Raw genomic sequence first — 23,549 nt, forward strand, 5'->3', positions numbered from 1 at the left:
GCACACACTCGCGGCGCAATTGGCACCATGACGTCAACGGTGGATAGCTTCCGAACCCTGTTCACAGGCTGTTGAAAAGCAGTGGATCCGCCTCAGTCGAGCGGGGTTACGGCCTCGCCCGCAGCGCTGGTGAAGCGGAAGGCATCGACGCCTTCTTCCTTCAGTGCCCGCACAGCAGCATTGGCGTCCGCCGCGCTGTCATAGGGGCCGGTGACCAGGCGGTTGGTCTGGCCCCAAGGCGCGGTAAAGGCGGATTTGCCGTCCAGTGCGCCGCCGGAGCCGCGCGAAATGCGGCGCCAGTCGAACCGCAAGGCAGACACGTCACGCCCCGTGGCGACCTGCACCCAGTGGCGCGAGGGATTCGGCGGGGGACCAGGCGCAGCTTGCGCAGGGGGCGGGGTTTCGCGGGCCGGTTCGATCGCCGTGATGTCCACGGCGCCCGTGGCAGGCCGGGTGCTTTCGCCGGCTGGCAGCGAGAAGTCGGAGAACGCATCGGCCAGCCCCTGCGGCGCAGGCGGATTGGCCTGTTCGACGGGCGCAGGCGGCGGAACCTGGTCCAGCGTGATAGACGGTCCCGCCGTCGTGGTAGCGCTCGCGGCGGTGGAGGGTTGATCCATCCGCGCGACGACGACGGGCTGCGGTTCGGGGTCGAACTGCGGCGCGGTAGCGGGGCCCGCCTCCGGTTCCGCTTCGGCAACCGGAGGTCCGGCGACGGCGGTTGTTACGGCGGGCTGCGCTGCAGCGACAGCCGGAAGCTCGGTGCGCGGCGGCGCGGCGGTCACGTCTGCGGACGCGGACGCCGGAGGAACGGCAGCGGGGGCTTCTGCGACCTGCACAGGCTCCGGCTCTGGTTCGGTGGCGAGCGGCGTGGGCGGCAGGGCCTGCACCACGCCGATGGTCGCTCCGCCCGCTTCGCGGCTTTCCCTTTCGCGGCGCTCGCGCTCGCGGCGTTCGCGGCGGCTCTCGCGCCGGGGCGGCTCAGCTTCTGCGCGGTCCGTACGGCCCAGCGCCCGTCCCGACGGAGTCAGCCGGTCGCCGGAATTGTCCGCGCGCGCCACCTGCACCGGGCCTGCGGCGCGGGAATAGGCTGCAATTTCAGGGCTATCGATGCCGATGCTGGTCGCAGCAGGGAAACTGCCAAGGTTGGCGGCGGCGGCCTGCTGCGCGCGCGTGAGGCGCGGCATGTAGCGAAGGTAAGGCTCGATCTGCGCGGCGATCCGCGCGGGCAGGATGGTGGAAGAGATGGAGACCGCCTCGTCCGTCTTGCCCAGGATGGCCAGCGCAAAGGCCCGCGTGCGATAGGCCGCAATGTCGCCCGCCTGCAGCAGCGGAAGCAGGACAGCGTCCATCTCCTCCGCCTGGCCCGAGATGGCGAGGCTGAGCGCCAACCTGCGCGAGACGACCGCATCGGGCCCGCGCGCCAGCACGCTGCGGTAATAGCCCTGCGCCCGCTGGTTATCGCCCACCAGGTCCCACGCAAGGCCATGCCATTTGTCGAAGCGTGACATCACCGCGCCATTCTGCTGCGCCAGCGCGAAGGCGGACAGCGCCTCCACCGGGCGTTCCAGCAGCACCAGAGCAGCCGCGCGGCCTGCCGTTGCCCTGCCATAGGCCGGCTGCACTTCCTCGGCGCGCAGGAAGAAGCCCAGCGCCGCCTCGCCATCCTCCAGCTCCAGCGCCGCTTCGCCCGCATCGACCAGGTCGGGCAGGCTGCGCGGATTGCGCGCGAGGTTTCTCAGCGCGCGGGTGAGTGTCTGGGACGCTTCGGAAGGCAGCGCCTGCACGACCGGTCGGCTGACCTGAGCCAGCGCCAAGACCGGGACACAGGCTGCAGCCGCCACCACGCCAAGCGCGATCAGTGGCCCTGAAGAGGCGAGGATACGCATGATCTTACCTTGCTCGCCCGGTCCTGAACCTGCGGCGAATGCCGCGGAGCACTTGTCTTATTGGTTGTTCTGCCGGCCGAGGAAGCGCGGGATCTTCAGCGAGCCGCCATCATCATCCTCGTCATCGCCGTCTTCCTCGTCGGAGGAGGACGAACCGCCACCGCGCGAGAGATTGGCCATGCGTTCGAACAGCGTGCTGCCACCGCCTGCGGCGGCTGCCGGTGCGGCAGGTGCAGCTTGCTCGGGCGCATCACCGCCAGCGTCACCATCGGCCGCCTCGTCCGAAGCGCCGCCCAACATCCGGCTCCGCCGGCCACTCGCGCCGATCGGGCGCACGGGTGCATCTTCTTCGGCAAGGCGGTCTGCGTCGAGCAGCAGTTCGTCCTGCTCGTCCGCCGTTTCGCCAGCATTATCGGCGCCTGCGTCGGAAGAGGCGCCGTCATTGGCGGCTTCGTCCGTCAGTTCCAGTTCGCCTGCATCGTCGCCGTCGCTGGATGGCATGTCGCCCCAGTCGTCACCGTCGTCTGCGGCGTCACCGGATCCGTCACCGTCTTCCGCAGCGCCGCGTTCGATGCGGGTGGTTTCCAGCGAGCCGTAGCCGCCTTCGTCACCTGCGGAGATGCTGTCGTCCACGGCCGGATCGGCCAGGCCGTCACCGGCGCTTTCGTCTTCGTAACCCTCGTCGCCTTCAGGCTCTCCGGGATCATAGGCTTCGGGCATCTTGATGCCGCCGCCTTCGGACATGCCGCCTTCACCGGACATTCCATCATCGTCGGGGATGCCGGAACCGAGGCTGGCGAAACCGGGCTCGGAGCCGCCCATGCTGTCATCATAGGCCGCTTCTTCCTCGGCCAGCTCGTCGTCCGTGGGCAGGGGAAGGACCGGCTTCTTCGGCCCGCGCGCGCTGGACAGAGCCGAGGGGCGGTTGTCCTGCATGGTCTGCGCCGCGCCGCTGCCTTCGATGCCGGTCGCGACCACGCTGACGCGGATCTTGCCTTCCAGGTCCGGATTGAAGGCGCTGCCCCAGATGATGTTGGCTTCCTGGTCGACCAGCTCGCGAATGTGGTTCGCGGCTTCGTCGATCTCCAGCAGCTTCATGTCTTCGCCGCCGATGATGGAGATGATGACGCCCTTGGCACCCTGCATGCTCACACCGTCCAGCAGCGGATTGGCGATGGCGCGTTCGGCGGCCTCGAGCGCGCGGTTGTCGCCCTCGCCTTCGCCCGTGCCCATCATGGCCTTGCCCATCTCGCCCATGACGGAGCGGACATCGGCAAAGTCGAGGTTGATGAGGCCCGGCATCACCATCAGGTCCGTGATGGAGCGCACGCCCTGCTGCAGCACTTCGTCTGCCAGCTGGAACGCTTCCTTGAAGGTGGTTTCCGCCTTGGCCACCAGGAACAGGTTCTGGTTGGGAATGACGATCAGCGTATCGACGTGCTTCTGCAGCTCCTCGATACCGGCTTCGGCGCTGCGCATGCGGCGCGTGCCTTCGAACAGGAACGGCTTGGTCACCACGCCCACGGTCAGCACGCCCTTCTTGCGCGCGGTCTCCGCGATCACGGGCGCTGCGCCCGTGCCGGTGCCGCCGCCCATGCCGGCCGCGATGAAGACCATGTTCACGCCGTCCAGCGCGCGTTCCAGCTCCTCGACCGTTTCCTCTGCCGCGGCGCGGCCCACTTCGGGGCGGCTGCCAGCGCCAAGGCCCTGGGTGATTTCGGGGCCAAGCTGGATGCGATGTTCGGCCACTGCGTTGTTCAGCGCCTGCGCATCGGTGTTGGCAACGATGAAATCGACGCCTTCGATCTCGCTTTCGATCATGTTGGCGATGGCGTTGCCGCCCGCGCCGCCCACGCCGATCACGGTGATGCGCGGACGCAGTTCGTCAGCGGAAGGCGGGCCGATATTGATGCTCATGTCATGTCTCCCGGGTGGACCCCGTGCAAATTTTCGCATCCGCTTGTGCCACAAAGGGAATCACGGGTGCAAAACCTATTTCCAACTATCCACAGCCGCCCTCGCCCGGTTCATCGCGGGGGATCGGGCGGCGTGGCCTAGAAATGCTCCTTCATCGCCGCCACGACGCGGCGCACCTGGCCGACCCAGCCGAAGTCGGTGACCTTGTGCCGCCCCGCCCCGACAGAGCGGATATCGGCCGGCTCGTCCGCTGCATAAAGCACCAGTCCGGCCAGCGTAGCGAAGCCCGGCGTGGCATGCGCCTCCGGCAATCCGCGTAGCGAGGGGGCGCGCCCGATGCGCACCGGCATGCCCAGCGCGGACTGCGCGTAATCGGCCAGCCCGGCCATTTCCGCACCGCCGCCGGTCAGCACGACCTGACGCGCTGCCGTGCCGCTGCCGGAATAGCCGAGCGTTTCCAGCGCCCTGCCCACTTCGGTCATCAGCGCGTCCAGTTCCCCGGTCACGATGGCGATCAGTTCGGAGCGCGGGATGCGTCCGCGATCGTCCGTCCCGCGGGCCACGGCGGCATCGTCATTCGGCCCGGCGACCGGGATCATTTCCTTGCGATCCGCCGGGCTGGCGACGGCAGACCCGTTGACGCATTTCAGCCGCTCCGCCTGGAACCGCTTGATGCCGAACGCGCTGGCAATGGCATCGGTGATATCCGCGCTGCCATGCGGGATGGCGGCGAGCCCCACCAGCATGCCGGCGGCATAGACCGCCACATTGGTGACTTCCGCGCCCATTTCCACCAGCGCCGCGCCAAGGTCGCGTTCCTCTTCGGACAATACGGCATAGCCGGCGGCCAGCGGGCTGGCGACAATGCCTTCGACGTCCAGGTGCGCGCTTTCCACCGCCTCGCGCACGTTGCGCATGGGGGCGCCATCGGCCAGCAGGGAATGGATATCGACGCCCAGCCGCTCTGCATGCAGGCCCACGGGATTGGCCACGCCATCGGCGCCGTCCAGGAAATAGCAGGCCGGGTGCGCGTGCAGCACCATGCGGCCATCGGGCTGGACCACGTCCTGCGCGGCGAGCAGCAGGTGCTCCACGTCCTCTTCCTCGATCCGGCGGCCACCGATCTCGATCTCCACCGGGTCCACCCGGCTGGCGAGGCCCGCGCCGGACGATCCGATCCAGACGCTGGAGACATTGTGGCCGGACAGTTTCTCCGCCTTTTCCAGCGCATCGCGCACGGCATAGGTCGCCGCCGCCATGTCCGTGACGTAACCCCGGCGGATGCCTTGCGCCATGCGGTGGCCGCTGCCCAGCACCTGCATCTCGCCATTCTCGGCGATCCCGGCGATCATGGCGGAGACGCGGAAGGAGCCGATGTTCACGGCCCCGAACAGGCGTTCGATGTTCGGCTGATGCGCCATTACGATCCTTCCGTCACGTCGAGCTGTTCCTTGTCCGCGCAATCGGGGCACCGCAGGTAAATGCGATCCGGCGTGCGCATGTCGAAGGCCGTGACCTTGCCGCCGATCAGGCGGTTGGTGCCGTCCAGCCGCGCGAAGTCGATCAGCGCAGCGGCGGCCTTTTCCTCACCTCGCGGCAGGCTGAGCACCTGCCCGCTGCCGAAGGTCAGGTCCCAGCGGCGATTGCCGATCCATTCCGCGCCCTTCACCTGCGGGCGCAGCGCGGGCGCGGCATCAAGCAAGCGGTCGAGCGCCTCCACCTGCGCCTGCGCGCCGGGGCCTTCGACCACCAGCATATCCTTCGCCGCTGCGGCGGAAATCGGTTCCAGCGCGTGGCCGGTCACATCGATCAGCACCAGCCGGTCCGGCTTGCGCAGCGCGGCATAGGGCTCGCGCTCCTGCACATGGACGCGGATCGTGCCCGGCAGGTGGCGGCTGACGCTGGCATCCTTCACCCAGCTGAGTTCCATCACGTCCGCCCGCACGGCGTCGAGGTCTATCTCCGCCATGGAGCGGCCCTTGCGGCCCAGCACGATATCATCGACCCGGCGCGGGTTCAGCCGCTCCGTCCCCGTCGTCCCGACCTGGCTAACCTTGTAACCCAGGCCCGCCACCCATGTGCTGTATTGCTTGTGCGCGATGGCGGTCAGCCCGGCATAGGCCGCGACGCCGTAAGCCGCTGCCAGCAAGCCGCCGATGATCAGCACCAGGAAGATGCGATGAAGCTGTTCTTCGGTGAAGGGTAGCAGCCGCAGCAGCGCGCCAAACAGGCTGCTGGTCTGCTTCGTTGCCTTCCTAACCTGCCGCTTGGTGCCCTGCGCGCGGGCCTGCCGGCGCACGCCCGTGGACTTGCGGCGGATCGTCTGCGCCATCAGCCGCCCTGCCCTTCAGGCGCGAAATGCGCCAGCGCATCGGCGATGATCGCCTCGACGAGGTCCGGATAATCGATGCCGCAATATTTCGCCTGTTCGGGCACGAGGCTGAGCGGCGTCATGCCCGGCTGCGTATTGGTTTCCAGCACGAAGAGGCCATCTGCCCCGCGCTCGTCATCCCAGCGGAAGTCCGTGCGGCTCGTGCCCCGGCAGCCGAGCACTTCATGCGCTTTCAGCGCATATTCGCGGCACAGGGCAGCGATGTCGTCCGGGATCTCGGCTGGGCAGACATGGTCGGTCATACCATCCGTGTACTTGGCATCGAAATCATAAAAGCCGCTCTTGGGAACGAGCTCCGTCACCGCCAGTGCGCGCGGACCGTCCGGGCCGGCCATTACCGCCGTCGTCATCTCGCGGCCGCGAATGTACGGCTCGGCGAGCAGCGTTTCGAATTGCTGCCACGGCCCCTCCGCATCGCGGGCGATGGGATTGCCGTAATTGCTGTCATCCGTGACGATGGCGACGCCCACGCTGGAGCCTTCGTTGACCGGTTTCAGCACGTAAGGCCGCGGGATCGGGTCGCCTTCGAAAAGGTCCGCGCTCTTCACGATGGTCCCTTCCGGCATCGGGATGCCTGCGGGGACCAGGGCCTGCTTCGTCAGCTCCTTGTCGATCGCGATAACGGAGGTGGCGAGGCCGGAATGCGTATAGGGCACGCCCATCAGGTCCAGCATGCCCTGCACCGTGCCATCTTCTCCGGGCACGCCGTGCAGCGCGTTGAACACTACATCCGGCGCAGCCTCTGCAATGCGCGCGGCGACCTGCCGGTCCATGTCGATCCGCGTGACCTTGTGGCCCTTGCCCTCCAGCGCATCGGCCACGCCATCGCCGCTCATCAGCGAAACGGGGCGTTCGTTCGCCCAGCCACCCATCAGGACTGCAACGTGGAGTTTCCGGTCGAGGCTCATGGCCGTCCCACCCGCTTGATTTCCCATTCCAGTGTCACGCCGGTCTTTTCCGCCACGCGGCGGCGGACTTCTTCGCCCAGGCCTTCGATGTCGGCGCTGGTCGCATCATCCTTGTTGATCAGGAAGTTCGTGTGCTTCTCGCTCACCTGCGCGCCGCCCATCTGCAGGCCGCGGCAGCCGGCCTCGTCCACCAGCTGCCAGGCCTTCCCGCCCTCGGGGTTCTTGAAGGTGGAGCCGCCCGTCTTGGTGCGAAGCGGCTGCGATTGCTCGCGCGCATCGGCGATGCGGTCCATTTCCGCGCCGATTTCCTCCGGGTCGCCGGGCGTGCCCTTGAAGCGGGCCGCGATCACGATAGCGCCTTCCGGCAGGGCGGAGTGGCGATAGGAATATTGCAGGTCGGCCGCCGGGACGGTCACATGGCTGCCGTCGGGCATCAGCAAGTCGCAATCGACCAGAATGTCCGCCACCTCACGGCCATAGGCGCCGCCATTCATGCGCACGAAGCCGCCCACGGTGCCGGGGATGCCGCGCAGGAATTCCAGCCCCGCGACGCCCGCATCGCGCGCGGTGGAGGAGACCAGGATCCCGCTCGCCCCGCCGCCGCAGGACATGACGCAGTCGCCGACATGTTCGGCCTGCGCGAACGGCTTGCCCAGCCGCACGACCACGCCCGGGACGCCGCCGTCACGGATGATGAGGTTGCTGCCCAGCCCAAGCGCCATGACCGGCGTGCCCGGCTCCATCTGGCCAAGGAAGGCGATGAGGTCTTCGGTGTCCTCCGGCTCGAACAGCCAGTCCGCCGCGCCGCCGCTCTTGAACCAGACCAGCTTGGCGAGCGGTGCGTTTCGCGTCAGCTTGCCGCGCACTTCGAAGGGCATCATGCCGTCCGTGCCCGGTGCCTCCTCGCTGCCGGGCGCGCCGCCCTGCCACACTGTCCATTCGTCCGGCTGCATCATTTCGCCCTGGCCTGCCATTCGGCCACGTCTGCTGCGAGGCCCGCGGCCCATTTGGTGATGTCGCCTGCGCCGAGGCACACGATGAGGTCGCCCGGCTGCACTTCGGCGGCCAGCGTTTCTGCCAGGTCGGCGGGTCCGGAGACTTCGCTCGCCGCGCGGTGGCCGCGATCCTTCAGGCCCGCGACCAGCGCTGCGGCATCCGCCCCGTCGATGGGATCCTCGCCCGCGGCATAGACCGGCGCGACATAGACCACATCGGCATCGTTGAAGGCGCCCTGGAACTCATCCATAAGATCGTTGAGGCGGGAATAGCGGTGCGGCTGTGCGACCGCGATCACGCGATTGGCGGCAGCTTCGCGCGCTGCCCCAAGCACGGCGCGGATTTCCACCGGATGGTGCGCGTAATCGTCGATTACCTGCGCGGCATTGCCCTCGCCAAACGCGATGGAGCCGACACGGCTGAACCGGCGGCGCACCCCGCCGAACTTGGCAAAGCCGTTGCAGATCGTCTCGTCGTCGCAGCCCATTTCTATCGCCACGGCGATGGCGGCGAGTGCGTTCTGCACATTGTGGCGGCCCGGCATGGGCAGGTCGATATTGTCGATCCGCCGGACGCTGCCGTCGCGCTGGCGCAGCACGGCATCGAAGCGGTTGCCGCCTTCATGCGGGCGGACATTGTCACCGCGCAAGTCCGCCTGGGCGGAGAAGCCATAGGTCATCACACGCCGGTCGCGCACCTTGGCGATCACGTTCTGGACTTCGGGATGGTCGACGCAAAGGATGGCCGCGCCGTAAAATGGCACGTTCTCGATGAATTCGACGAAGGCGTCCTTCACCGCGTCGAAGCTGCCGTAATGGTCCAGGTGCTCGGGATCGATATTGGTGACGACCGCGATTGTCCCGTCCAGCCGCAGGAAGCTGCCGTCGCTCTCGTCTGCCTCCACCACCATCCAGTCCGATTCCCCGACGCGGGCGTTGGAGCCGTATTGTTCGATGATGCCGCCATTGATGACGGTGGGATCGATCTTGCCGGCATCCAGCAGCGCGGCCACCATGCTGGTGGTCGTCGTCTTGCCATGCGTGCCGGCCACCGCGACCGTGCTCTTCAGCCGCATCAGCTCGGCCAGCATTTCCGCGCGGCGCACCACTGGGATGCGGTTTTCCAGCGCGGCGGCAACTTCCGGATTGGTCCGGCGCACGGCCGTGGAAGTGACGATCACGGCCGCATCCGCGACATTGGCCGCATCGTGCCCGATATGGATGGTAACGCCGCGTTCGCGCAGGCGCTGCACCCCCGGTCCTTCGGCAATATCGCTGCCCTGCACGGTGTAGCCGAGGTTATGCATCACCTCCGCAATGCCGGACATGCCGATGCCGCCAATGCCGACGAAATGGACCGTGCCGATATCGGTGGGAACGCCCTTCATCGTGCCGGCTCCTTCGCCGCGCCCTGCGCGACAGACTGCCCCTGCGTCGCGCCGCGAGCGTTGTTGCCGCCCACGCGGATGACGTCCTGGATCGTATCCCCGCCGAAGCTTTCCATCAGGTCCGCTAGGTCCTTTGCCGCATCGGGGCGGCCGCAATTCCATGCGGCATGGGCGGCGGTGGCGAGCGTGTCGGGCCGCTTGGCCAGCGCGCCGATCTGCTTGGCGAGTTCCTTGGCCGAGAAATTGTTCTGGCGGATGGAGCGCGCCCCGCCCGCCTTCACGATCTCGCGCGTGTTGGCAGCCTGGTGGTCGTCCGTCGCGATGGGTAGCGGCACCAGGATCGCCGGGCGGCCCACGGCGGTCAGTTCCGCGATGGTGCTGGCCCCGGCGCGCCCGATGAACAGGTGTGCATCGGCAAGGCGCTCGGCCATGTTCTCGAAATAAGTGCCCAGTTCGGCGGGAATGTCGTGCCCGGCGTAGCGCGCGCGCACCGCGTCGAGGTCTTCCGGGCGGCACTGCTGCGTCACCTGCAGGCGGCTGCGCAGCGCAGGCGGCAGCATGGCAAGACCATCGGGGACCACTTCGCTCAGCACGCGCGCACCCTGGCTGCCGCCGGTGACGAGCACGCGCAGCAGGCCGTCCTGCGTGAAGGGAGGGAATTCCTCCTCCCGCAGTGCCAGCACGCCCGCGCGCACCGGATTGCCGACAAGGTGGACCTTTTCGCGGTGCGCATCCTTCAGGCGGGCGACATCGGGATAGGCTGTGGCAATCGCCTTCACCCCACCCGCCAGCAGGCGATTGACGCGGCCCAGCACGGCGTTCTGTTCATGGATGACGGAAGGGACTTCCGCCTTGCGCGCAGCCAAAAGCGCAGGAAGCGCAGGGTATCCGCCAAAGCCGATTACGGCGGTCGGCTCGAACGTCTCGAACAGGCGCAGCGCCATGCTGCGGCCTTCCCACACGGCCTTTGCACCGGAGAACCACTTCAGCGGGTTCTTGCCGAAGCGGCCAGCAGGCAGGACATGGGCAGGCAGGAAATCGGGCTTGCCGGGGATGGCCGCGCCGCGCTCGTCCGTCACCAGCGCAACGTGATGGCCGCGCCGGTCCAGTTCCTGCGCCAGCGCGAAGGCAGGCGTCAGATGGCCGCCCGTGCCGCCTGCGGCGAGGACGAAGTGGCGCGAAGGCCCTGCCGGCGCCTGTGTCATGCTGCAATACCCTTCCCGGCATCGCGGGCGGATTGCCCTGCGCGCCTGTCGAAAGGCACCTTTTGCCCCCTGCGGTTGGCGAAAGCCAGACCCTCGCGGCTCAGGAACGGGTTACGGCGGGTGAATGCCAGCAGCAGACCCACCACCGCGCAGGTCGCAATCGTGCTGGACCCGCCATAGCTGACCAGCGGCAGCGTCATGCCTTTCGATGGGAACAGCTGCAGGTTCACCAGCATGTTGATGAAGGCCTGCCCGCCGAAGAATGCCGCCAGGCCGCTGGCGGCCAGCAGGCGGAAAATGTCCTCTTCGCCCACCATGCGGACGAAAACGCGCAGCACGATGGACAGGTACAGGATCACCACCACGGCGCAGGTCAGCAGGCCCAGCTCCTCCCCGATGACCGAGAAGATGTAATCCGTATGCGCTTCGGGCAGGCGCATCTTCTGTTCGCCCAGCCACAGGCCGGTGCCCGTCCAGCCGCCGGCCATCAGCGTACGGCTTGCCAGGTCCACCTGGTCGAACGCCGTTCCGCCGCCAAGGAAGGCATCGATGCGGTGGCGCGCATTGTCATAGAAGAGGTACGCCGCGACCAGCGCCATGGAACCGAGGCCCGCCATCACCGCCACGCGCTGCACCGGCAGGCCCGCCAGCAGCACCATCACGAACCATGCCCCGACGAACAGGATCGCTCCGCCAAGGTTGGGTTGCAGCATCATCAGGAAGACGACGGCGGCCAGCATCGCACCGCTCGTCTGGATTACCGGCATGTCCGGGTCGCGCGTGCGCCAGGACAGCACCCACGCCAGCACGATGGCAAAACCGGGTTTCAGGAATTCGCTGGGTTGGAAACGCATGCCAAGGTCCAGCCAGCGCCGCGCGCCGTTCACTTCGCTGCCGATCAGCGGCACCAGCATCAGGAAGCCGAAGAACACCGCCGCCGCCACGATGCCGCCGCGCCGCAAATGCTCGCGCGGGACCAGGCTGATGCCGATCATGGTTGCCAGCCCCATCACCTGCCAGACGATGTGTCGCATCCAGAAATAGCTGCCGGGGAGCGTTGTCTCGGACGTGGAAAGCCGCGCGGCGCTGGCGGGCGATGCCACGGCCACGGCCAGCGAGCCGAGCACCATCAGGCCCAGGATCAGGCCCAGCAGCACCCGGTCAACTTCTCGCCACCAGATACGGACATGGTCCTTCCAGTCGCGGCGCAGGCGCGGCGCGGGCGGTGGGGACTGACCTGGCAAGGGGACATATGGGCGCTTGGCGTTCATGCCGCGGACCGGCTCTCGCCATCGCCGGGCGCAGTGCTGTCCAGCCCGGTCAGCTGGCGTACGATCTGGCGGAAATGCTCGCCGCGCTGCTCGTAATCGCGGAACTGGTCGAAGCTGGCGCAGGCGGGGCTCAGCAGCACGACATCGCCGGGCTGCGCGTGCTCGATAGTGCGCTTCACCGCCTCGCACAGCAATTCGCAGCGCTCCACCGGCATGCGTGCTTCCAGTTCGGCCGCGAAGGCAGGTCCCGCCTCGCCGATCGTATAAGCGCGCGCGACATTGCCGAAGGCGGGCGCGCAATCGGACAAATCGTCTTCCTTGGGCAGGCCGCCCACGATCCAGTGCACGCGCGGGCGGCCGATGGCGGGATAGGCCTGCAGGGCTGGCGTGGTGGAGGCGGGATTGGTGGCCTTGCTGTCATTGACGAAGGTCACGCCGTTCGCCTCGCCGAGTATTTCCATGCGGTGCGGCAGGCCGCGGAAGCTGGCGAGGCCGGCCTCCACCTGCCGCAAGGGCACGCCCATCTCGCGCACCAGTTCCGCCGCGATCACCGCGTTCTGCAGATTATGCGGCCCCTGCAAGCCGGGCCAGTCCGTCTGGCGTGCGCGCCACGCCTCGTAATCGGCGCAGGAAGCCATGCCATCGGGCCTGCGCTCCGCCTCCGCCCGCTGCACGGCGCGGGTTGGCGCATCCTGGCAGCCGAACACGGCAAATTGCGCACTGCCCTGCATCGCGAACAGCCGAGACTTGGAGAAGGCGTAGTCGGAGAACCCATCATACCGATCGAGGTGGTCCGGCGTGATATTGGTCAGCGCCGCTGCCTCGCAGGCAAGGCTGCGCGTCAGGTCGATCTGGTAGCTGGAAAGCTCCAGCACATAGACGGCCGCGACATCGCCCGCGGGCTGCAGCGGATCCTGCCCCAGCACCGGCAGGCCGATATTGCCGCTCATCATGGCGGGCACGCCGGCCTCCTGCAGCAAATGATGGACCAGCGCGGTGGTGGTGGATTTGCCATTGGTGCCGGTGATGCCGATCACGCGGTGGCGCGGCAGGTCGCGCCGGGCCAGGGCGAACAGTTCTATGTCCCCGATTACCGGCACACCGGCGGCTGCCGCCCGCTCCGCGATGGGATGGGTGTTGAGCGGCACGCCGGGGGAGACGACGACGCCGTCGAAGCCGGTCAGGTCGATGGTCAGCGGGTCCGCGATCTGCGCACGTCCGGCCAGCTTCTCGCGCGGTTCTTCCTGCCGGTCCCACGCGACCACATTCGCGCCCGATGCCAGCAGGCTTTCCGCCGCTGCCAGACCGGACCGCGCGAGGCCCAGGACGGCATAGGTCTTGCCGGAGAAATGCGAGCCGGTAATCACCGCAGCTTCAGCGTCGCAAGGCCGATCAGGGCAAGGACGATGGAGATGATCCAGAAGCGGATCACGACCGTCGATTCCTTCCAGCCGAGCTGCTCGAAGTGATGATGGATGGGGGCCATGCGGAACACGCGCTTGCCCGTCCGCTTGAACCAGAAGACCTGGATAATGACGGACAGCGCCTCCAGCACGAACAGGCCGCCAACGATGCCCAGCACGATCTCGTGATGGCTGGCAACGGCGATTGCGCCCAGCGCGCCGCCAAGGGCCAGGCTGCCGGTATCGCCCATGAAGACGGCGGCAGGCGGTGCGTTGAACCACAGGAAGGCGAGGCCCGCCCCCATGATCCCGGCGCAGAAGATCGCCAGCTCACCCGCCAGCGGGACGTGCGGGATACCGAGGTAATCGGAATAATCGACGCGCCCGACGAGGTAGCAGATGATCAGGAAGGTGCCCGCCGCGATGATAACAGGCATGGTCGCAAGCCCGTCCAGCCCGTCCGTCAAATTCACCGCATTGCCAGCGCCCACGATCACGAAGGCCGCGAAGACGTAGTAGAAGGGGCCGAGCGGGATGGAGGCGTTGGACAGGAAGGGAACGTAGAGGTTCGTGTTGATCTCCCCGACGATCAGCCAGGCGGCGATCCCTGCCACGATGAATTCCAGCAGCAGGCGAACCTTGCCGGACAGGCCGGCATGGTGTCGCTTGGTCACCTTGTCGAAATCGTCCACGAAACCGATGATGCCGAAGCCCACGGTCACCGCCAGGCAGGCCCACAGGAAGGGGTTGGACAGGTCCATCCAGATCAGCATGCTGAGGACCAGCGAGACCAGGATCATCAGGCCGCCCATGGTGGGCGTGCCCACCTTGGCCTGGTGCGACTGCGGGCCATCGGCGCGGATCGGCTGCCCCTTGCCCTGCCGCACGCGCAGCATGGAGATGAAGCGCGGCCCGATCACCAGCCCGATGAACAGCGCCGTCATCAGCGCCGCGCCCGAGCGGAATGTCTGGTACCTTACGAGGTTGAAGAGCCCCTCGAATTCAAGCCACTGCGCCAGCGTATAGAGCATCTATGCATCCTTGGCGGTGAAATGTGCCACGACCCGCGACAATCCAACCGAATTCGATCCCTTTACCAGCACCGCATCGCCGCCCAGCAGGCCGAATTCCTCCAGCGCGGCGATTGCGTCACCGGGCCCATGGCAATGCGCAAAGGCGATGGACTTGCCAAGCGGCGGGGTCGCCCCTTTCCCCAGTTCGCGTGCCAGCGGGGCCATCTCCTCGCCGACCAATACGGCGAAATCCACGTCCGCTGCGCTCAATGGCTCGGCCAGCTGCTGGTGGAAGGCGGGGCCGAAATCGCCCAGTTCCTTCATCGCGCCCAGCACCGCGATGCGCCGGCCTGCGGGCGTGGAGCCGAGCCCGGCCAGCGTGGCACGCATGCTGGCGGGATTGGCGTTGTAGCTTTCGTCCACCAGCAGGGCCTGGCCGCCTGGCGCGGCAATCCGGTGGCGCGCACCGCGACCCTTCAGGCCGCCCATTTCTGCCAGCGCAAGACCCGCCGCGCCAAGATCGCCGCCGGCCGCATGCACGGCTGCCATCACGCACAGCGCATTGGAAACCCAGTGATCGCCGGGTTCGGCCACGGTGAAGCACAGATGCCGCCCGGCAAACTTCGCCGTCACCAGAGAACCGCCATTGGCAGACGGGATGGCATCGACCAGCCGCATGTCGGCCTGTTCGCTGCGCCCGAAGCTGATGATATCGGCCTTCGCGGCGCGCGCGGCATCGGCCAGGCGCTGGAAATGCGGACTGTCTGCCGGGATGATGGCCGTGCCGCCTTCCTGCAGACCTTCGAAGATCTCCGCCTTGGCGTCCGCAATCGCCTCCTCGCTGCCGAGGTTCTCGATATGCGCGGGGGCGATGGTGGTAATGACGGCGACATGCGGGCGCGCCTGCGCCGTGAGGACGGAGATTTCCGCCGCGTGGTTCATGCCCATCTCGAACACGCCGTAATCGCTGCGCGCGGGCATGCGCGACAGGCTGAGCGGCACGCCGACATGGTTGTTATAGCTGCGGATGGAGCGATGGGTGCGGCCCCGGCTGGTCCGATCGAGCGCGGCGAAAATGGCTTCCTTCACGCCCGTCTTGCCGACCGAGCCCGTGACGCCGATTACCGTGCCCGCCATGCGTTCACGCGAGGCGGCGGCCAGTGCTTCCAGCGCCGCGCCGGTATCCTTTACCAGCACATGCGGCCAGTCGACCGGGCGGTCCACGATGGCGGCAGCGGCGCCTGCGGCAAAGGCCTTGTCGATGAAGCGGTGGCCATCCATCGCCTCGCCCTTCAGCGCCACGAAAAGGTCGCCCGGGCGCACATCGCGGCTGTCCATTTCCACGCCGGAGACCTGGAAGGCCGCGCTGGCCGTACCGCCGGTCGCCGCGGCGATCTCGGCGCTGGTCCACAGCGCCAGGCGCGCCTCGTCGCGCGCCTGCACCGGCCACGGCATTACCTTGCGAACTGCGTTCACGAGCGTCCTCCAACAGCGGCGCATTGCCGCGCCACATCCACATCGTCAAAGGGCAGGACGCGCTTATCCTCGCCCCGTCCGATAACCTGTCCCTGTTCGTGCCCCTTGCCCGCGATCAGCACGATGTCGTCGCGCCCCGCCTCGGCAATGGCAGCGGCGATAGCGTCGCGCCGCCCGCCGATTTCGCGCGCGCCTGCCGCTTCGGCCATGATGGCGGAGCGGATGGCGGCCGGGTCTTCCCCGCGCGGATTGTCATCGGTGATTATGACCAGATCCGATGCCTCGCTCGCCACCTTGCCCATCGGGCCGCGCTTGCCCTCGTCACGGTCGCCGCCCGCACCGAACACGGTGATCAGGCGCCCCGTCACGTGCGGGCGCAGCGCCGCGATGGCAGCGCCCAGCGCATCGGGCGTGTGGGCGTAATCCACATAGACCGGCGCCCCGGCCTGCGTGATGACGGCACGTTCCAGCCTGCCGCGCACCGGCTGCAGGCGGCCCAGCCCGTCGAACACCTGCGCGGCGTCGCCGCCCGTGGCCAGCACCAGCCCCGCCGCCACCAGCGCATTGGCGACCTGGTATTCGCCTATCAGCGAGAGGCGCACGCGGCGTTCCTGCCCGCCATGCTCGATGGTCAAATCCTGCCCCAGCTGCCCGGCTTCGCGGCCGGTGAGGCGGATGTCCGCGCCATTTTCGCCCACGGTAAACAGGGTCAGGCCGCGCGCCTCGGCACGTTTGATCGCCGCTGGCGAATATTCGTCATCCGCCCACATCACAGCCGTGCCGCCATCGTCGACGACCTCGTCGAACAGGCGCATCTTGGCGTCAAAATATTCCGCCATGTCGGCGTGATAATCCAGGTGATCGCGGCTGAAATTGGTGAATGCGCCCGCCGCCACCGGCAGGCCCTCGTTGCGATACTGGCTCAGGCCATGGCTGCTCGCCTCGTAAGCCACCCGCGTCACGCCTTCGCGCGCCAGGCCCGTCATGTTGGACAGGAAAGTGACGATATCGGGCGTGGTCAGGCCGGTGGAGACGCTCTCATCCGGCGTGGTGACGCCCAGCGTGCCGATGCTGGCCGCCCGCTCGCCGCACATGCGCCAGAGCTGGCGGGTCATCTCCACGGTGGAGGTCTTGCCGTTCGTGCCCGTCACCGCGACCACCACGGGCGGAACAGGTGTGAAGAAGCCTGCGGCCATGCGGGCAAAGGCCTGCCGCGGTTCATCGGCGGCGATATGGAGTGCGCCCTCCACCGTCGCTTCGGGCCGCGCGATTACCGCCACCGCGCCGGCCGCGATGGCAGCGGGGATGAAGTCCTCGCCATTGGCTGCGCTGCCGCGGAATGCACCGAACACATTGCCGGGCGCGACCTTGCGATTGTCGATGGCGAAGCCGGTGACATTGGTGTCGCCCGCCTCGCCGGCGTCCAGCCCGGCCCGCGCAGCAAGCTCTCGCAGCGTCATTCGACACCCCCGTGAACCAGCGGCTTCAGATCCGACAGGTCTATATCGCGGGAGGTATCGGGCATCACGCCCAGCAGCGGGCCGATGCGCGGGACCACGCGGCCCACGATTGGCGCGGCATTCCAGGACGCGGTGCGCTGGTAGGAACTGGCCGCCGTGCCCTTGGGCTCGTCCAGCATGGCGATGACGACGTAGCGCGGGCGGTCCATCGGAAAAGCGGCGGCGAATGTGGAGACGAGGCTGGTCTTGCGATAACCCCCGCGGCCCGGCTTCTCGGCAGAGCCGGTCTTGCCGCCCACGCGGTAGCCATCGGCATCGGCGCTGCGGCCCGTGCCGTAGACCACGATCATGCGCAGCAGCTGGTTCATGCGCGCGCTGGTGCTGGCCTTGAACACGCGGCGACCGCGCGGGGCCGTGCCGGGTTCCACCTTCACCATGGTCGCAGGGCGCCAGATGCCGCCATTCACCATCGCGGCGTAAGCGGAGGCGAGGTGCAGCGGGGTCACGGCGATACCGTGGCCATAGCTGACCGTCATGCCGGTGATGCGCGGCCATTTGCCATCGCGCCACAGCGGGAAACCGCGTGCGGGCAGCTCGATATAGGGCCGCTCGGCAAAGCCCAGCTCCTCCATGTAACGCTTCAGCACGTCCGGCCCCATCGCATCGGCGATCTGCGCGGTGACGATGTTGCTGGAATGAATCAGCGATTCCGGCACGTTCAGGCTGGCGCCAATCACGTGGCTGTCATTGATCTGGTGGCCGCCGATCTTCAGCGGGCGGTTGGCCTGGTAACGCTTGCCCAGATTGGTGACCTTGCCCGCATCGATGGCTGCGGCAACCGAAAGCGGCTTGAAGGTGGAGCCAAGCTCGTAAACCTGGTTGGTCACGCGATTGAACATGTTGGCCTGGCCGGCGGCGTCGATGCGGTTGGGATCGAAGCTGGGCAGCGATGCCAGCGCCAGCACCTCTCCGGTGTCGACATCCAGCACGATGCCCGCCGCGCCCACGGCATCCACGGCCAGCATGCCGCGGTGAAGTTCGTCTTCCAGCGCGCCCTGCACGCGGGTGTCGATGGAAAGCGGCATGCTTGCGCCGTGGACCGCCGGGTTGGACAGCTGGTCCTGGAAATAGGATTCCATGCCGACATGGCCCTGCCCGTCCGACCCGACATAGCCCAGCACGTGGGCGGCCAGCGGACCTTGCGGATAGTGGCGGTCGGTTTCCTGTGGCAGTTCCAGCGCCAGCTCGCCAATGGTGTACACCTTGTTGGCATCCTCCGGCAGAACGCGGCGGCGCAGGTATCCGCGCTTGCCCGATGCCAGCTGGCGGGTCGTCGCCTCCAAATTCATGTCCGGGAAAATGGCCTGCAATTCAGCCGCGACCTGCGCCGGATCTTTGACCAGCGGCGTGCCATCGCCCTCCAGTGCGTCGGGGTTGAACCACAGCGCATAGGCGGGGAATGCGCGCGCCAGCGGCACGCCGTTGCGATCGGTGATCTCGCCGCGCGGGGGCAGCAGCTGCGATTGCAGCGAATAGGTGGCAGGGGCCGGTTGCACCACGCCCAGCCACGCCAGCCGCAGCAGCGCGGCCAGCGCCAGCAGCACGAACACGCCGCCCACCAGCAGCGCGCGCATCTGGGCGGTCAGCAGGAAGCGGCGGCGATCGTCGACCAGCCGCACGCGGGGAGAGGCGAAGCTGCCGGAATGCACGAAAGCCGTCACGGCCGCGCTTCCACAGACGCAGCGGAGCCGGTCGTGCTGCCACCGCCGACATCGGCCAGCGGGATGCGGAACATGCCATTATCCGCCCGTGCAGCACGGCGGCTCTCGGCCTCGGCTGCCGGATCGACCAGGTCGTCGTCCAGTACGCGGCCGGTCAACGGGGAGACAAGGCGCGGGAATTCCGGCGCATTCTCTCCCGTGGCGGCGCCGGCCACGCGGATCGGCATGGGCGCGCCGTCTGCCCGCGGCGTGCCGAATGCGGCAAGCGACCGCTCGTTCTCGATGTAATGCCCGGCTTCCGGCGGGCGGTAGCCGAACTCCAGCCGGTTCCAGCGCACCAGCTGCTGCACATTGGCGCGGGCGGCGAATTCGGTTTCCAGCAGCAGGTTGTTGCGCTCCAGCGCGATGATGCGCTTTTCCGCGGCGACGACATTGGTCTTCACCGTGTGCACTTTCAGGTGCAGCGCGCCGTACAATGCCGTGCAGATCGCCAGCACGGCGATCCAGCCAAGGCGGCGGAGCTGGCTCTGCCGGGTCATGCCGCTGCCCTCGCCGGTGCATCCGTGCGCGTCGCGGCGCGCAGGGTGGAAGAGCGCGAGCGCGGGTTGCGCGCAATCTCCGCCTCGGAGGGGCGGATCGCCTTACTGAGCTCTGCGAAAACCGGCTGCGGCCCGCTATCGGCCACGGGCAGGTGGCGCGAGGTGCTGCGCGCCTTTCCGGCGGCGTCTTTCAGGAAGCGCTTCACGATCCGGTCTTCCAGCGAATGGAAGCTGACCACGGCCAGCCGCCCGCCGCTCTTGAGCAGGGATTCGGAGGCCTTCAGGCCGGCTTCCAACTCGTCCAGCTCTCCATTCACATGGATGCGGACGGCCTGGAAGGTGCGGGTCGCAGGGTCTTTCTTGTCATGCGGCTTGTGACCCAGGGCGCGGCGCACCACGCGGGCAAGCTCGCCGGTGGTCTCCAGCGGGCGCGCAGCCACGATGGCGCGGGCGACGCGGCGGCTCTGGCGCTCCTCCCCAAAGTGATAGAGCACATCGGCAATGCTCGCCTCGTCGGCGGTGTTCAGGAAATCGGCGGCGCTTTCGCCATCCTGCGCCATGCGCATGTCCAGCGGGCCATCGGCGGAAAAGGCGAAGCCGCGCTCCGCCTGGTCCAGCTGCATGGAGGAGACGCCGATGTCCATGGTGATGCCGTCCACCTGCGCCACGCCGGCCTCTGCCATGGCGTCCAGCATGTCGGAAAAGGCGCGGTGATGCAGGACGAGGCGCGGGGGATTTTCGCGCGTTTCATCCCACTTGCTGCCCGCTGCGATGGCGTCGGGATCGCGGTCGAATGCGTGGACAACCGCGCCCGCTTCCAGCAGCGCGCGGGTATAACCGCCTGCGCCGAACGTGGCGTCGATCATCACGTTGCCAGGCTGCGGGGCAAGCGCCTCGATCACTTCGTCCAGCAGGACGGGGATGTGGGGTGCAGGCGCGCTCACTTCCGGCCTGCCTTGGCCAGCGCGCGCTGGTGCATCTCGCGGCACTTGGCCTGCGCGGACTGGAATTGCGGGCCCATGCCCTCCAGCGCTTCGGGATCCCACAGGGTGAAATAGTCGCCCAGCCCCTGCAAATAGACCGCGTCCCGCAGGTTCCCCAGCTCCAGAAGGTAGTCGGGCAGGATGAAGCGCCCGCTCGCATCGAAGGGGACCTTGGAATAGCCATACAGCTGCATGGCGCGCACGCCGCGGTCGAAATCGCGGCCGAATTTCATCGCCCGCTCTTCCTCGCGGTCCAGCGTATCCTCGAAGGTTTCGGTATAGGACAGGTCGAAGCCGACCAGGCAGGGCCAACTTTCATGCTTGGCCAGGCACAGCACACGTTCGCCGCTAAGGTCATGGATTGCCTTGCGAAAGTCGGGCGGCAGGGCGAATCGGTTCTTCTCGCCGCGAAGCGCGAAGCCGAATTCCCCATAAGATGGCTTTTTCGCCAACGTCCCGTTCCCTCACATTCGCACCCGGCCCCGGTTCCGCGCGCGACACAGCTTCCCCGTGCAGGCGCGCAGTCATGCGGCCCGCCCGCCCCGACAGGGCGCGACGAAAGCAACTTTTCCGATGGAACGACTCTCTAACTCGGGATGGTGCGGGATGGAAGGGGAAATCGCGGGAAATAACCCGAACTTAACCATGCAAACGGCCAGAAACCGCAGAAATACGCGGTTCGAGCGAGCTCGACTTTTTCCCCAGTTCTAAGATTAGACCACGGGAAAATACGCGAAATTCCTCGCATTCCGCGATTTCCCGCGCTGTCCCCTATTTCCGGGATTCGCCCAGCAACCAAGCCAGTGCGCTGTCGGAACCGGGCATGGGCTCGTGCAGGTCCAGGAAGGCGGCATCGCCGAACAGCGTGATGCTGCCTGTCCCGAGACGGCAGCGAAGGAAGGAATTGTCATGCGATTGCTGGCAAGCCCGCACACCATTGCCCGCCAGCCTGAAGTGGCCGGGCAGCATGACCGGGATGGCAACCTGCTTCGGATGGCCGCGATCGGCATCCCCGTCCCGCACCGTCCCCACATCCTCTGCCGGGATATTTTCGCCCAGCAGCTGCGCGGCCTCCGGCTGGCCTTCGTCATACAGCATCTCGATCCCCCAACGCTGGAGGATGGGCGATAGCAGCACGACGTCCTGCGGGCGGCGCCGGTCGCCAAGGCCGAAGCGCGAGTGGCTGGTCATCATCGGGTCCGCCACCAGCAGCAGGCGGCCCCCGCCGCGCACCCATTCATCGAGCGCGACATTCTCCGACGGGGCGAGCGGGCGCGGCTGTGCCATGACCAGCAGGTCCACATCGGCAAGATATTCCGGCGCGATGAAATCCACCGCGCGCAGCTTCCCGCCCTGCTCCAGCACGCCGCGCGCCCAGTGCTGTTCGGCAGAGCCTGCCAGCGTTTCTGCGATGGAGGCGGTTTCACCCCACATGATCGGCAGGGTGGTGAACAGCCCGGTGACGCGCGGTTCCTGCGCTTCCGCCTCTTCCACCTGCGCGACCGGGTCATGCGCCCATGCCGCAGGGGCCAGCAACATTGCGGCAGGCAGCAGCGCCGCCGCCAGCATCCTATTGCGCATTGCCGTCACCACCAGCCGCAGGGGCGCCCTCGCCCGCCACCGGTCCGGGAGCCGCATCGGGTGTCTCGTCGACCGGCGGGAGGTCCGGCACCACGCCGATATCCACCAGCGGATCGCTCGGCGCTTCGGGGGACGGGCTCGCTTCGGCGACGGGCGGCTCGCCCTCGATCGCGGCGGCTTCCTCGTCCAACAGGCGCGCCTGGTCGATCACGATATTGGCAAGGCCCACCAGCAGGATCAGCCCGACCACGCCGGACAGGCCCACCTGCAGGCGCTGCATATTCTGTGCGCGCGTCCCGGCAAGCGGGGCGGAGGTCGGTTCGTGATCGTCCGGGAGCTGCGGCCCCTGCTGTTCTGGAATATCGACTTGCTGGTTCATGCCGCCATCCTAACCGGACTAGATTAACCCAGCCAGTCGAAAACCGGCAGGTCCTTCTCGCGCAGCCATTCCGGGTTGTAGAGCGTCGATAGGTAGCGGAAGCCCGTATCGCACAGGATCGTGGCGACGCGCGCCTGCGGGCCAAGCTTCCGGCCCAGAGCCACCGCGCCTGCAATGTTGATCCCGCTGGAGAGGCCGAGGCACAGCCCTTCCTCGCGCAGCAGGCGGGCAACCCATTCCATCCCTTCCTGGTCGGAGATGCGGAACTGCGTGTCGATCGGCGCGCCTTCCAGGTTTGCCGTGATGCGCCCCTGCCCGATCCCCTCGGCCACGGAATTGCCTTCCGCCTGCAATTCGCCGTTCTCGTAATAGGAAAACAGCGCGGCGCCATGCGGGTCCGTCAGGGCGATGGTGACGTTCTCGTCCAGCCCCTTCAGTCCCATGCCGACGCCGGCAATCGTGCCGCCCGTGCCCGCCGCGCAGGTGAAGCCGTCGATCTTGCCATCCATCTGGTCGAAGATTTCCGGCGCGGTGGTTTCAAGGTGCGCCTTGCGATTGGCCGTATTGTCGAACTGATTGGCCCAGATTGCGCCCTCTGTTTCCTCCGCGATGCGGCGGCTGGTGTGGACGAAATGGTTGGGGTCCGCGAACTTGGTAGGCGAAACCAGCACCAGCTCCGCGCCCAGCGCGCGCAGCGTGTCCATCTTCTCGCGGCTCTGGTTGTCGGGCATGACGATCACGGTCTTGTAGCCGCGCGCATTGGCCACCAGCGCGATGCCGATGCCGGTATTGCCCGCCGTGCCTTCCACCACCGTGCCGCCCAGCTGCAATTCGCCGCGGGCTTCCGCATCCCGGATGATGCCCAGCGCCGCGCGGTCCTTCACACTGCCGCCGGGGTTGGCGAATTCGCATTTACCGAAGATGGCACAGCCCGCCGCCTCGCTCGGCCCTTCCAGGCGCACGAGCGGCGTATTTCCGATAAGGTCGAGGGTGCTTCGGCGGATTGGCGGTGCAGTCATGCCGCGCGGGTTA

Annotated in this window: 20 protein-coding genes; all 20 read right to left on the minus strand. The window is 67.4% G+C overall.

Annotated features, from left to right (window positions below; genetic code table 11):
* Window positions 1-92: 92 nt before the first annotated feature.
* Window positions 93-1,886 (minus strand): SPOR domain-containing protein, encoded by a 1,794-nt coding sequence (locus A6F65_RS11075; protein WP_067788719.1) that lies wholly within the window; start codon window positions 1,884-1,886, stop codon window positions 93-95.
* Between the two features lie 57 nt (window positions 1,887-1,943).
* Window positions 1,944-3,803: a cell division protein FtsZ gene (gene ftsZ / locus A6F65_RS11080; protein WP_067788721.1), complete on the minus strand. Its 1,860-nt coding sequence runs from the start codon at window positions 3,801-3,803 to the stop codon at window positions 1,944-1,946.
* Between the two features lie 137 nt (window positions 3,804-3,940).
* Window positions 3,941-5,224 (minus strand): cell division protein FtsA, encoded by a 1,284-nt coding sequence (gene ftsA, locus A6F65_RS11085; protein ID WP_067788725.1) that lies wholly within the window; start codon window positions 5,222-5,224, stop codon window positions 3,941-3,943.
* Window positions 5,224-6,135 carry a cell division protein FtsQ/DivIB gene (locus tag A6F65_RS11090; protein WP_067788728.1) on the minus strand — a complete coding sequence of 304 codons (912 nt, stop codon included), beginning with the start codon at window positions 6,133-6,135 and terminating at the stop codon, window positions 5,224-5,226. The genes ftsA and A6F65_RS11090 overlap by 1 nt, the downstream gene beginning before the upstream one ends.
* Window positions 6,135-7,103, minus strand: coding sequence for a D-alanine--D-alanine ligase (locus A6F65_RS11095; protein ID WP_067788730.1), 969 nt, complete (start codon window positions 7,101-7,103; stop codon window positions 6,135-6,137). The genes A6F65_RS11090 and A6F65_RS11095 overlap by 1 nt, the downstream gene beginning before the upstream one ends.
* A complete protein-coding gene (gene murB / locus A6F65_RS11100) occupies window positions 7,100-7,984 on the minus strand; it encodes a UDP-N-acetylmuramate dehydrogenase (protein ID WP_067790584.1) in 885 nt (294 codons plus the stop codon). The genes A6F65_RS11095 and murB overlap by 4 nt, the downstream gene beginning before the upstream one ends.
* Window positions 7,985-8,055: 71 nt before the next feature.
* Entirely contained in the window at window positions 8,056-9,486 is a 1,431-nt protein-coding gene (gene murC / locus A6F65_RS11105; protein WP_067788732.1) for a UDP-N-acetylmuramate--L-alanine ligase, read from the minus strand.
* Window positions 9,483-10,691: an undecaprenyldiphospho-muramoylpentapeptide beta-N-acetylglucosaminyltransferase gene (gene murG, locus A6F65_RS11110; protein WP_067788734.1), complete on the minus strand. Its 1,209-nt coding sequence runs from the start codon at window positions 10,689-10,691 to the stop codon at window positions 9,483-9,485. The genes murC and murG overlap by 4 nt, the downstream gene beginning before the upstream one ends.
* Window positions 10,688-11,962 (minus strand): FtsW/RodA/SpoVE family cell cycle protein, encoded by a 1,275-nt coding sequence (locus A6F65_RS11115; RefSeq protein ID WP_067788736.1) that lies wholly within the window; start codon window positions 11,960-11,962, stop codon window positions 10,688-10,690. Before A6F65_RS11115 ends, murG begins: the two co-directional genes overlap by 4 nt.
* Window positions 11,959-13,329, minus strand: a complete 1,371-nt coding sequence (murD, locus tag A6F65_RS11120; RefSeq protein ID WP_067788739.1) for a UDP-N-acetylmuramoyl-L-alanine--D-glutamate ligase — start codon at window positions 13,327-13,329, stop codon at window positions 11,959-11,961. Before murD ends, A6F65_RS11115 begins: the two co-directional genes overlap by 4 nt.
* Window positions 13,326-14,396: a phospho-N-acetylmuramoyl-pentapeptide-transferase gene (gene mraY / locus A6F65_RS11125; RefSeq protein ID WP_067788742.1), complete on the minus strand. Its 1,071-nt coding sequence runs from the start codon at window positions 14,394-14,396 to the stop codon at window positions 13,326-13,328. Before mraY ends, murD begins: the two co-directional genes overlap by 4 nt.
* Window positions 14,397-15,833: a UDP-N-acetylmuramoyl-tripeptide--D-alanyl-D-alanine ligase gene (locus A6F65_RS11130; RefSeq protein ID WP_237164917.1), complete on the minus strand. Its 1,437-nt coding sequence runs from the start codon at window positions 15,831-15,833 to the stop codon at window positions 14,397-14,399.
* Window positions 15,834-15,850: 17 nt separating this feature from the next.
* Window positions 15,851-17,314 carry a UDP-N-acetylmuramoyl-L-alanyl-D-glutamate--2,6-diaminopimelate ligase gene (locus A6F65_RS11135; protein WP_067788746.1) on the minus strand — a complete coding sequence of 488 codons (1,464 nt, stop codon included), beginning with the start codon at window positions 17,312-17,314 and terminating at the stop codon, window positions 15,851-15,853.
* On the minus strand, window positions 17,311-19,035 hold the full coding sequence (locus A6F65_RS11140) for a peptidoglycan D,D-transpeptidase FtsI family protein (protein ID WP_067788750.1): 1,725 nt from the start codon (window positions 19,033-19,035) through the stop codon (window positions 17,311-17,313). The genes A6F65_RS11135 and A6F65_RS11140 overlap by 4 nt, the downstream gene beginning before the upstream one ends.
* Window positions 19,032-19,574, minus strand: a complete 543-nt coding sequence (locus A6F65_RS11145) for a hypothetical protein (RefSeq protein WP_067788752.1) — start codon at window positions 19,572-19,574, stop codon at window positions 19,032-19,034. Before A6F65_RS11145 ends, A6F65_RS11140 begins: the two co-directional genes overlap by 4 nt.
* Complete coding sequence (gene rsmH / locus A6F65_RS11150) at window positions 19,571-20,518, minus strand: 16S rRNA (cytosine(1402)-N(4))-methyltransferase RsmH (RefSeq protein ID WP_067788755.1); 948 nt, start codon at window positions 20,516-20,518, stop codon at window positions 19,571-19,573. Before rsmH ends, A6F65_RS11145 begins: the two co-directional genes overlap by 4 nt.
* Window positions 20,515-21,009 carry a division/cell wall cluster transcriptional repressor MraZ gene (locus tag A6F65_RS11155; RefSeq protein WP_067788756.1) on the minus strand — a complete coding sequence of 165 codons (495 nt, stop codon included), beginning with the start codon at window positions 21,007-21,009 and terminating at the stop codon, window positions 20,515-20,517. The genes rsmH and A6F65_RS11155 overlap by 4 nt, the downstream gene beginning before the upstream one ends.
* Window positions 21,010-21,328: 319 nt before the next feature.
* The gene (locus A6F65_RS11160; RefSeq protein ID WP_157093128.1) at window positions 21,329-22,138 is read right to left on the minus strand and encodes a Gldg family protein; all 810 of its coding nucleotides are present in this window, start codon (window positions 22,136-22,138) and stop codon (window positions 21,329-21,331) included.
* Window positions 22,128-22,517: a hypothetical protein gene (locus A6F65_RS11165; RefSeq protein WP_067788760.1), complete on the minus strand. Its 390-nt coding sequence runs from the start codon at window positions 22,515-22,517 to the stop codon at window positions 22,128-22,130. Before A6F65_RS11165 ends, A6F65_RS11160 begins: the two co-directional genes overlap by 11 nt.
* 23 nt (window positions 22,518-22,540) lie before the next feature.
* On the minus strand, window positions 22,541-23,536 hold the full coding sequence (locus tag A6F65_RS11170) for a cysteine synthase A (protein ID WP_067788762.1): 996 nt from the start codon (window positions 23,534-23,536) through the stop codon (window positions 22,541-22,543).
* Between the last annotated feature and the right edge of the window lie 13 nt (window positions 23,537-23,549).

It is taken from the genome of Paraurantiacibacter namhicola (assembly GCF_001687545.1).
Lineage (GTDB): Bacteria > Pseudomonadota > Alphaproteobacteria > Sphingomonadales > Sphingomonadaceae > Paraurantiacibacter > Paraurantiacibacter namhicola.

What these genes read in the sequence shown, in the direction of transcription:
- A6F65_RS11075 (WP_067788719.1), bottom strand. Translation starts at nt 1,886, where the DNA reads ATGCGTATCCTCGCCTCTTCAGGGCCACTGATCGCGCTTGGCGTGGTG.
- ftsZ (WP_067788721.1), bottom strand. Translation starts at nt 3,803, where the DNA reads ATGAGCATCAATATCGGCCCGCCTTCCGCTGACGAACTGCGTCCGCGC.
- ftsA (WP_067788725.1), bottom strand. Translation starts at nt 5,224, where the DNA reads ATGGCGCATCAGCCGAACATCGAACGCCTGTTCGGGGCCGTGAACATC.
- A6F65_RS11090 (WP_067788728.1), bottom strand. Translation starts at nt 6,135, where the DNA reads ATGGCGCAGACGATCCGCCGCAAGTCCACGGGCGTGCGCCGGCAGGCC.
- A6F65_RS11095 (WP_067788730.1), bottom strand. Translation starts at nt 7,103, where the DNA reads ATGAGCCTCGACCGGAAACTCCACGTTGCAGTCCTGATGGGTGGCTGG.
- murB (WP_067790584.1), bottom strand. Translation starts at nt 7,984, where the DNA reads ATGATGCCCTTCGAAGTGCGCGGCAAGCTGACGCGAAACGCACCGCTC.
- murC (WP_067788732.1), bottom strand. Translation starts at nt 9,486, where the DNA reads ATGAAGGGCGTTCCCACCGATATCGGCACGGTCCATTTCGTCGGCATT.
- murG (WP_067788734.1), bottom strand. Translation starts at nt 10,691, where the DNA reads ATGACACAGGCGCCGGCAGGGCCTTCGCGCCACTTCGTCCTCGCCGCA.
- A6F65_RS11115 (WP_067788736.1), bottom strand. Translation starts at nt 11,962, where the DNA reads ATGAACGCCAAGCGCCCATATGTCCCCTTGCCAGGTCAGTCCCCACCG.
- mraY (WP_067788742.1), bottom strand. Translation starts at nt 14,396, where the DNA reads ATGCTCTATACGCTGGCGCAGTGGCTTGAATTCGAGGGGCTCTTCAAC.
- A6F65_RS11130 (WP_237164917.1), bottom strand. Translation starts at nt 15,833, where the DNA reads ATGCCGTGGCCGGTGCAGGCGCGCGACGAGGCGCGCCTGGCGCTGTGG.
- A6F65_RS11135 (WP_067788746.1), bottom strand. Translation starts at nt 17,314, where the DNA reads ATGACGCTGCGAGAGCTTGCTGCGCGGGCCGGGCTGGACGCCGGCGAG.
- A6F65_RS11145 (WP_067788752.1), bottom strand. Translation starts at nt 19,574, where the DNA reads ATGACCCGGCAGAGCCAGCTCCGCCGCCTTGGCTGGATCGCCGTGCTG.
- A6F65_RS11160 (WP_157093128.1), bottom strand. Translation starts at nt 22,138, where the DNA reads ATGCGCAATAGGATGCTGGCGGCGGCGCTGCTGCCTGCCGCAATGTTG.
- A6F65_RS11165 (WP_067788760.1), bottom strand. Translation starts at nt 22,517, where the DNA reads ATGAACCAGCAAGTCGATATTCCAGAACAGCAGGGGCCGCAGCTCCCG.
- A6F65_RS11170 (WP_067788762.1), bottom strand. Translation starts at nt 23,536, where the DNA reads ATGACTGCACCGCCAATCCGCCGAAGCACCCTCGACCTTATCGGAAAT.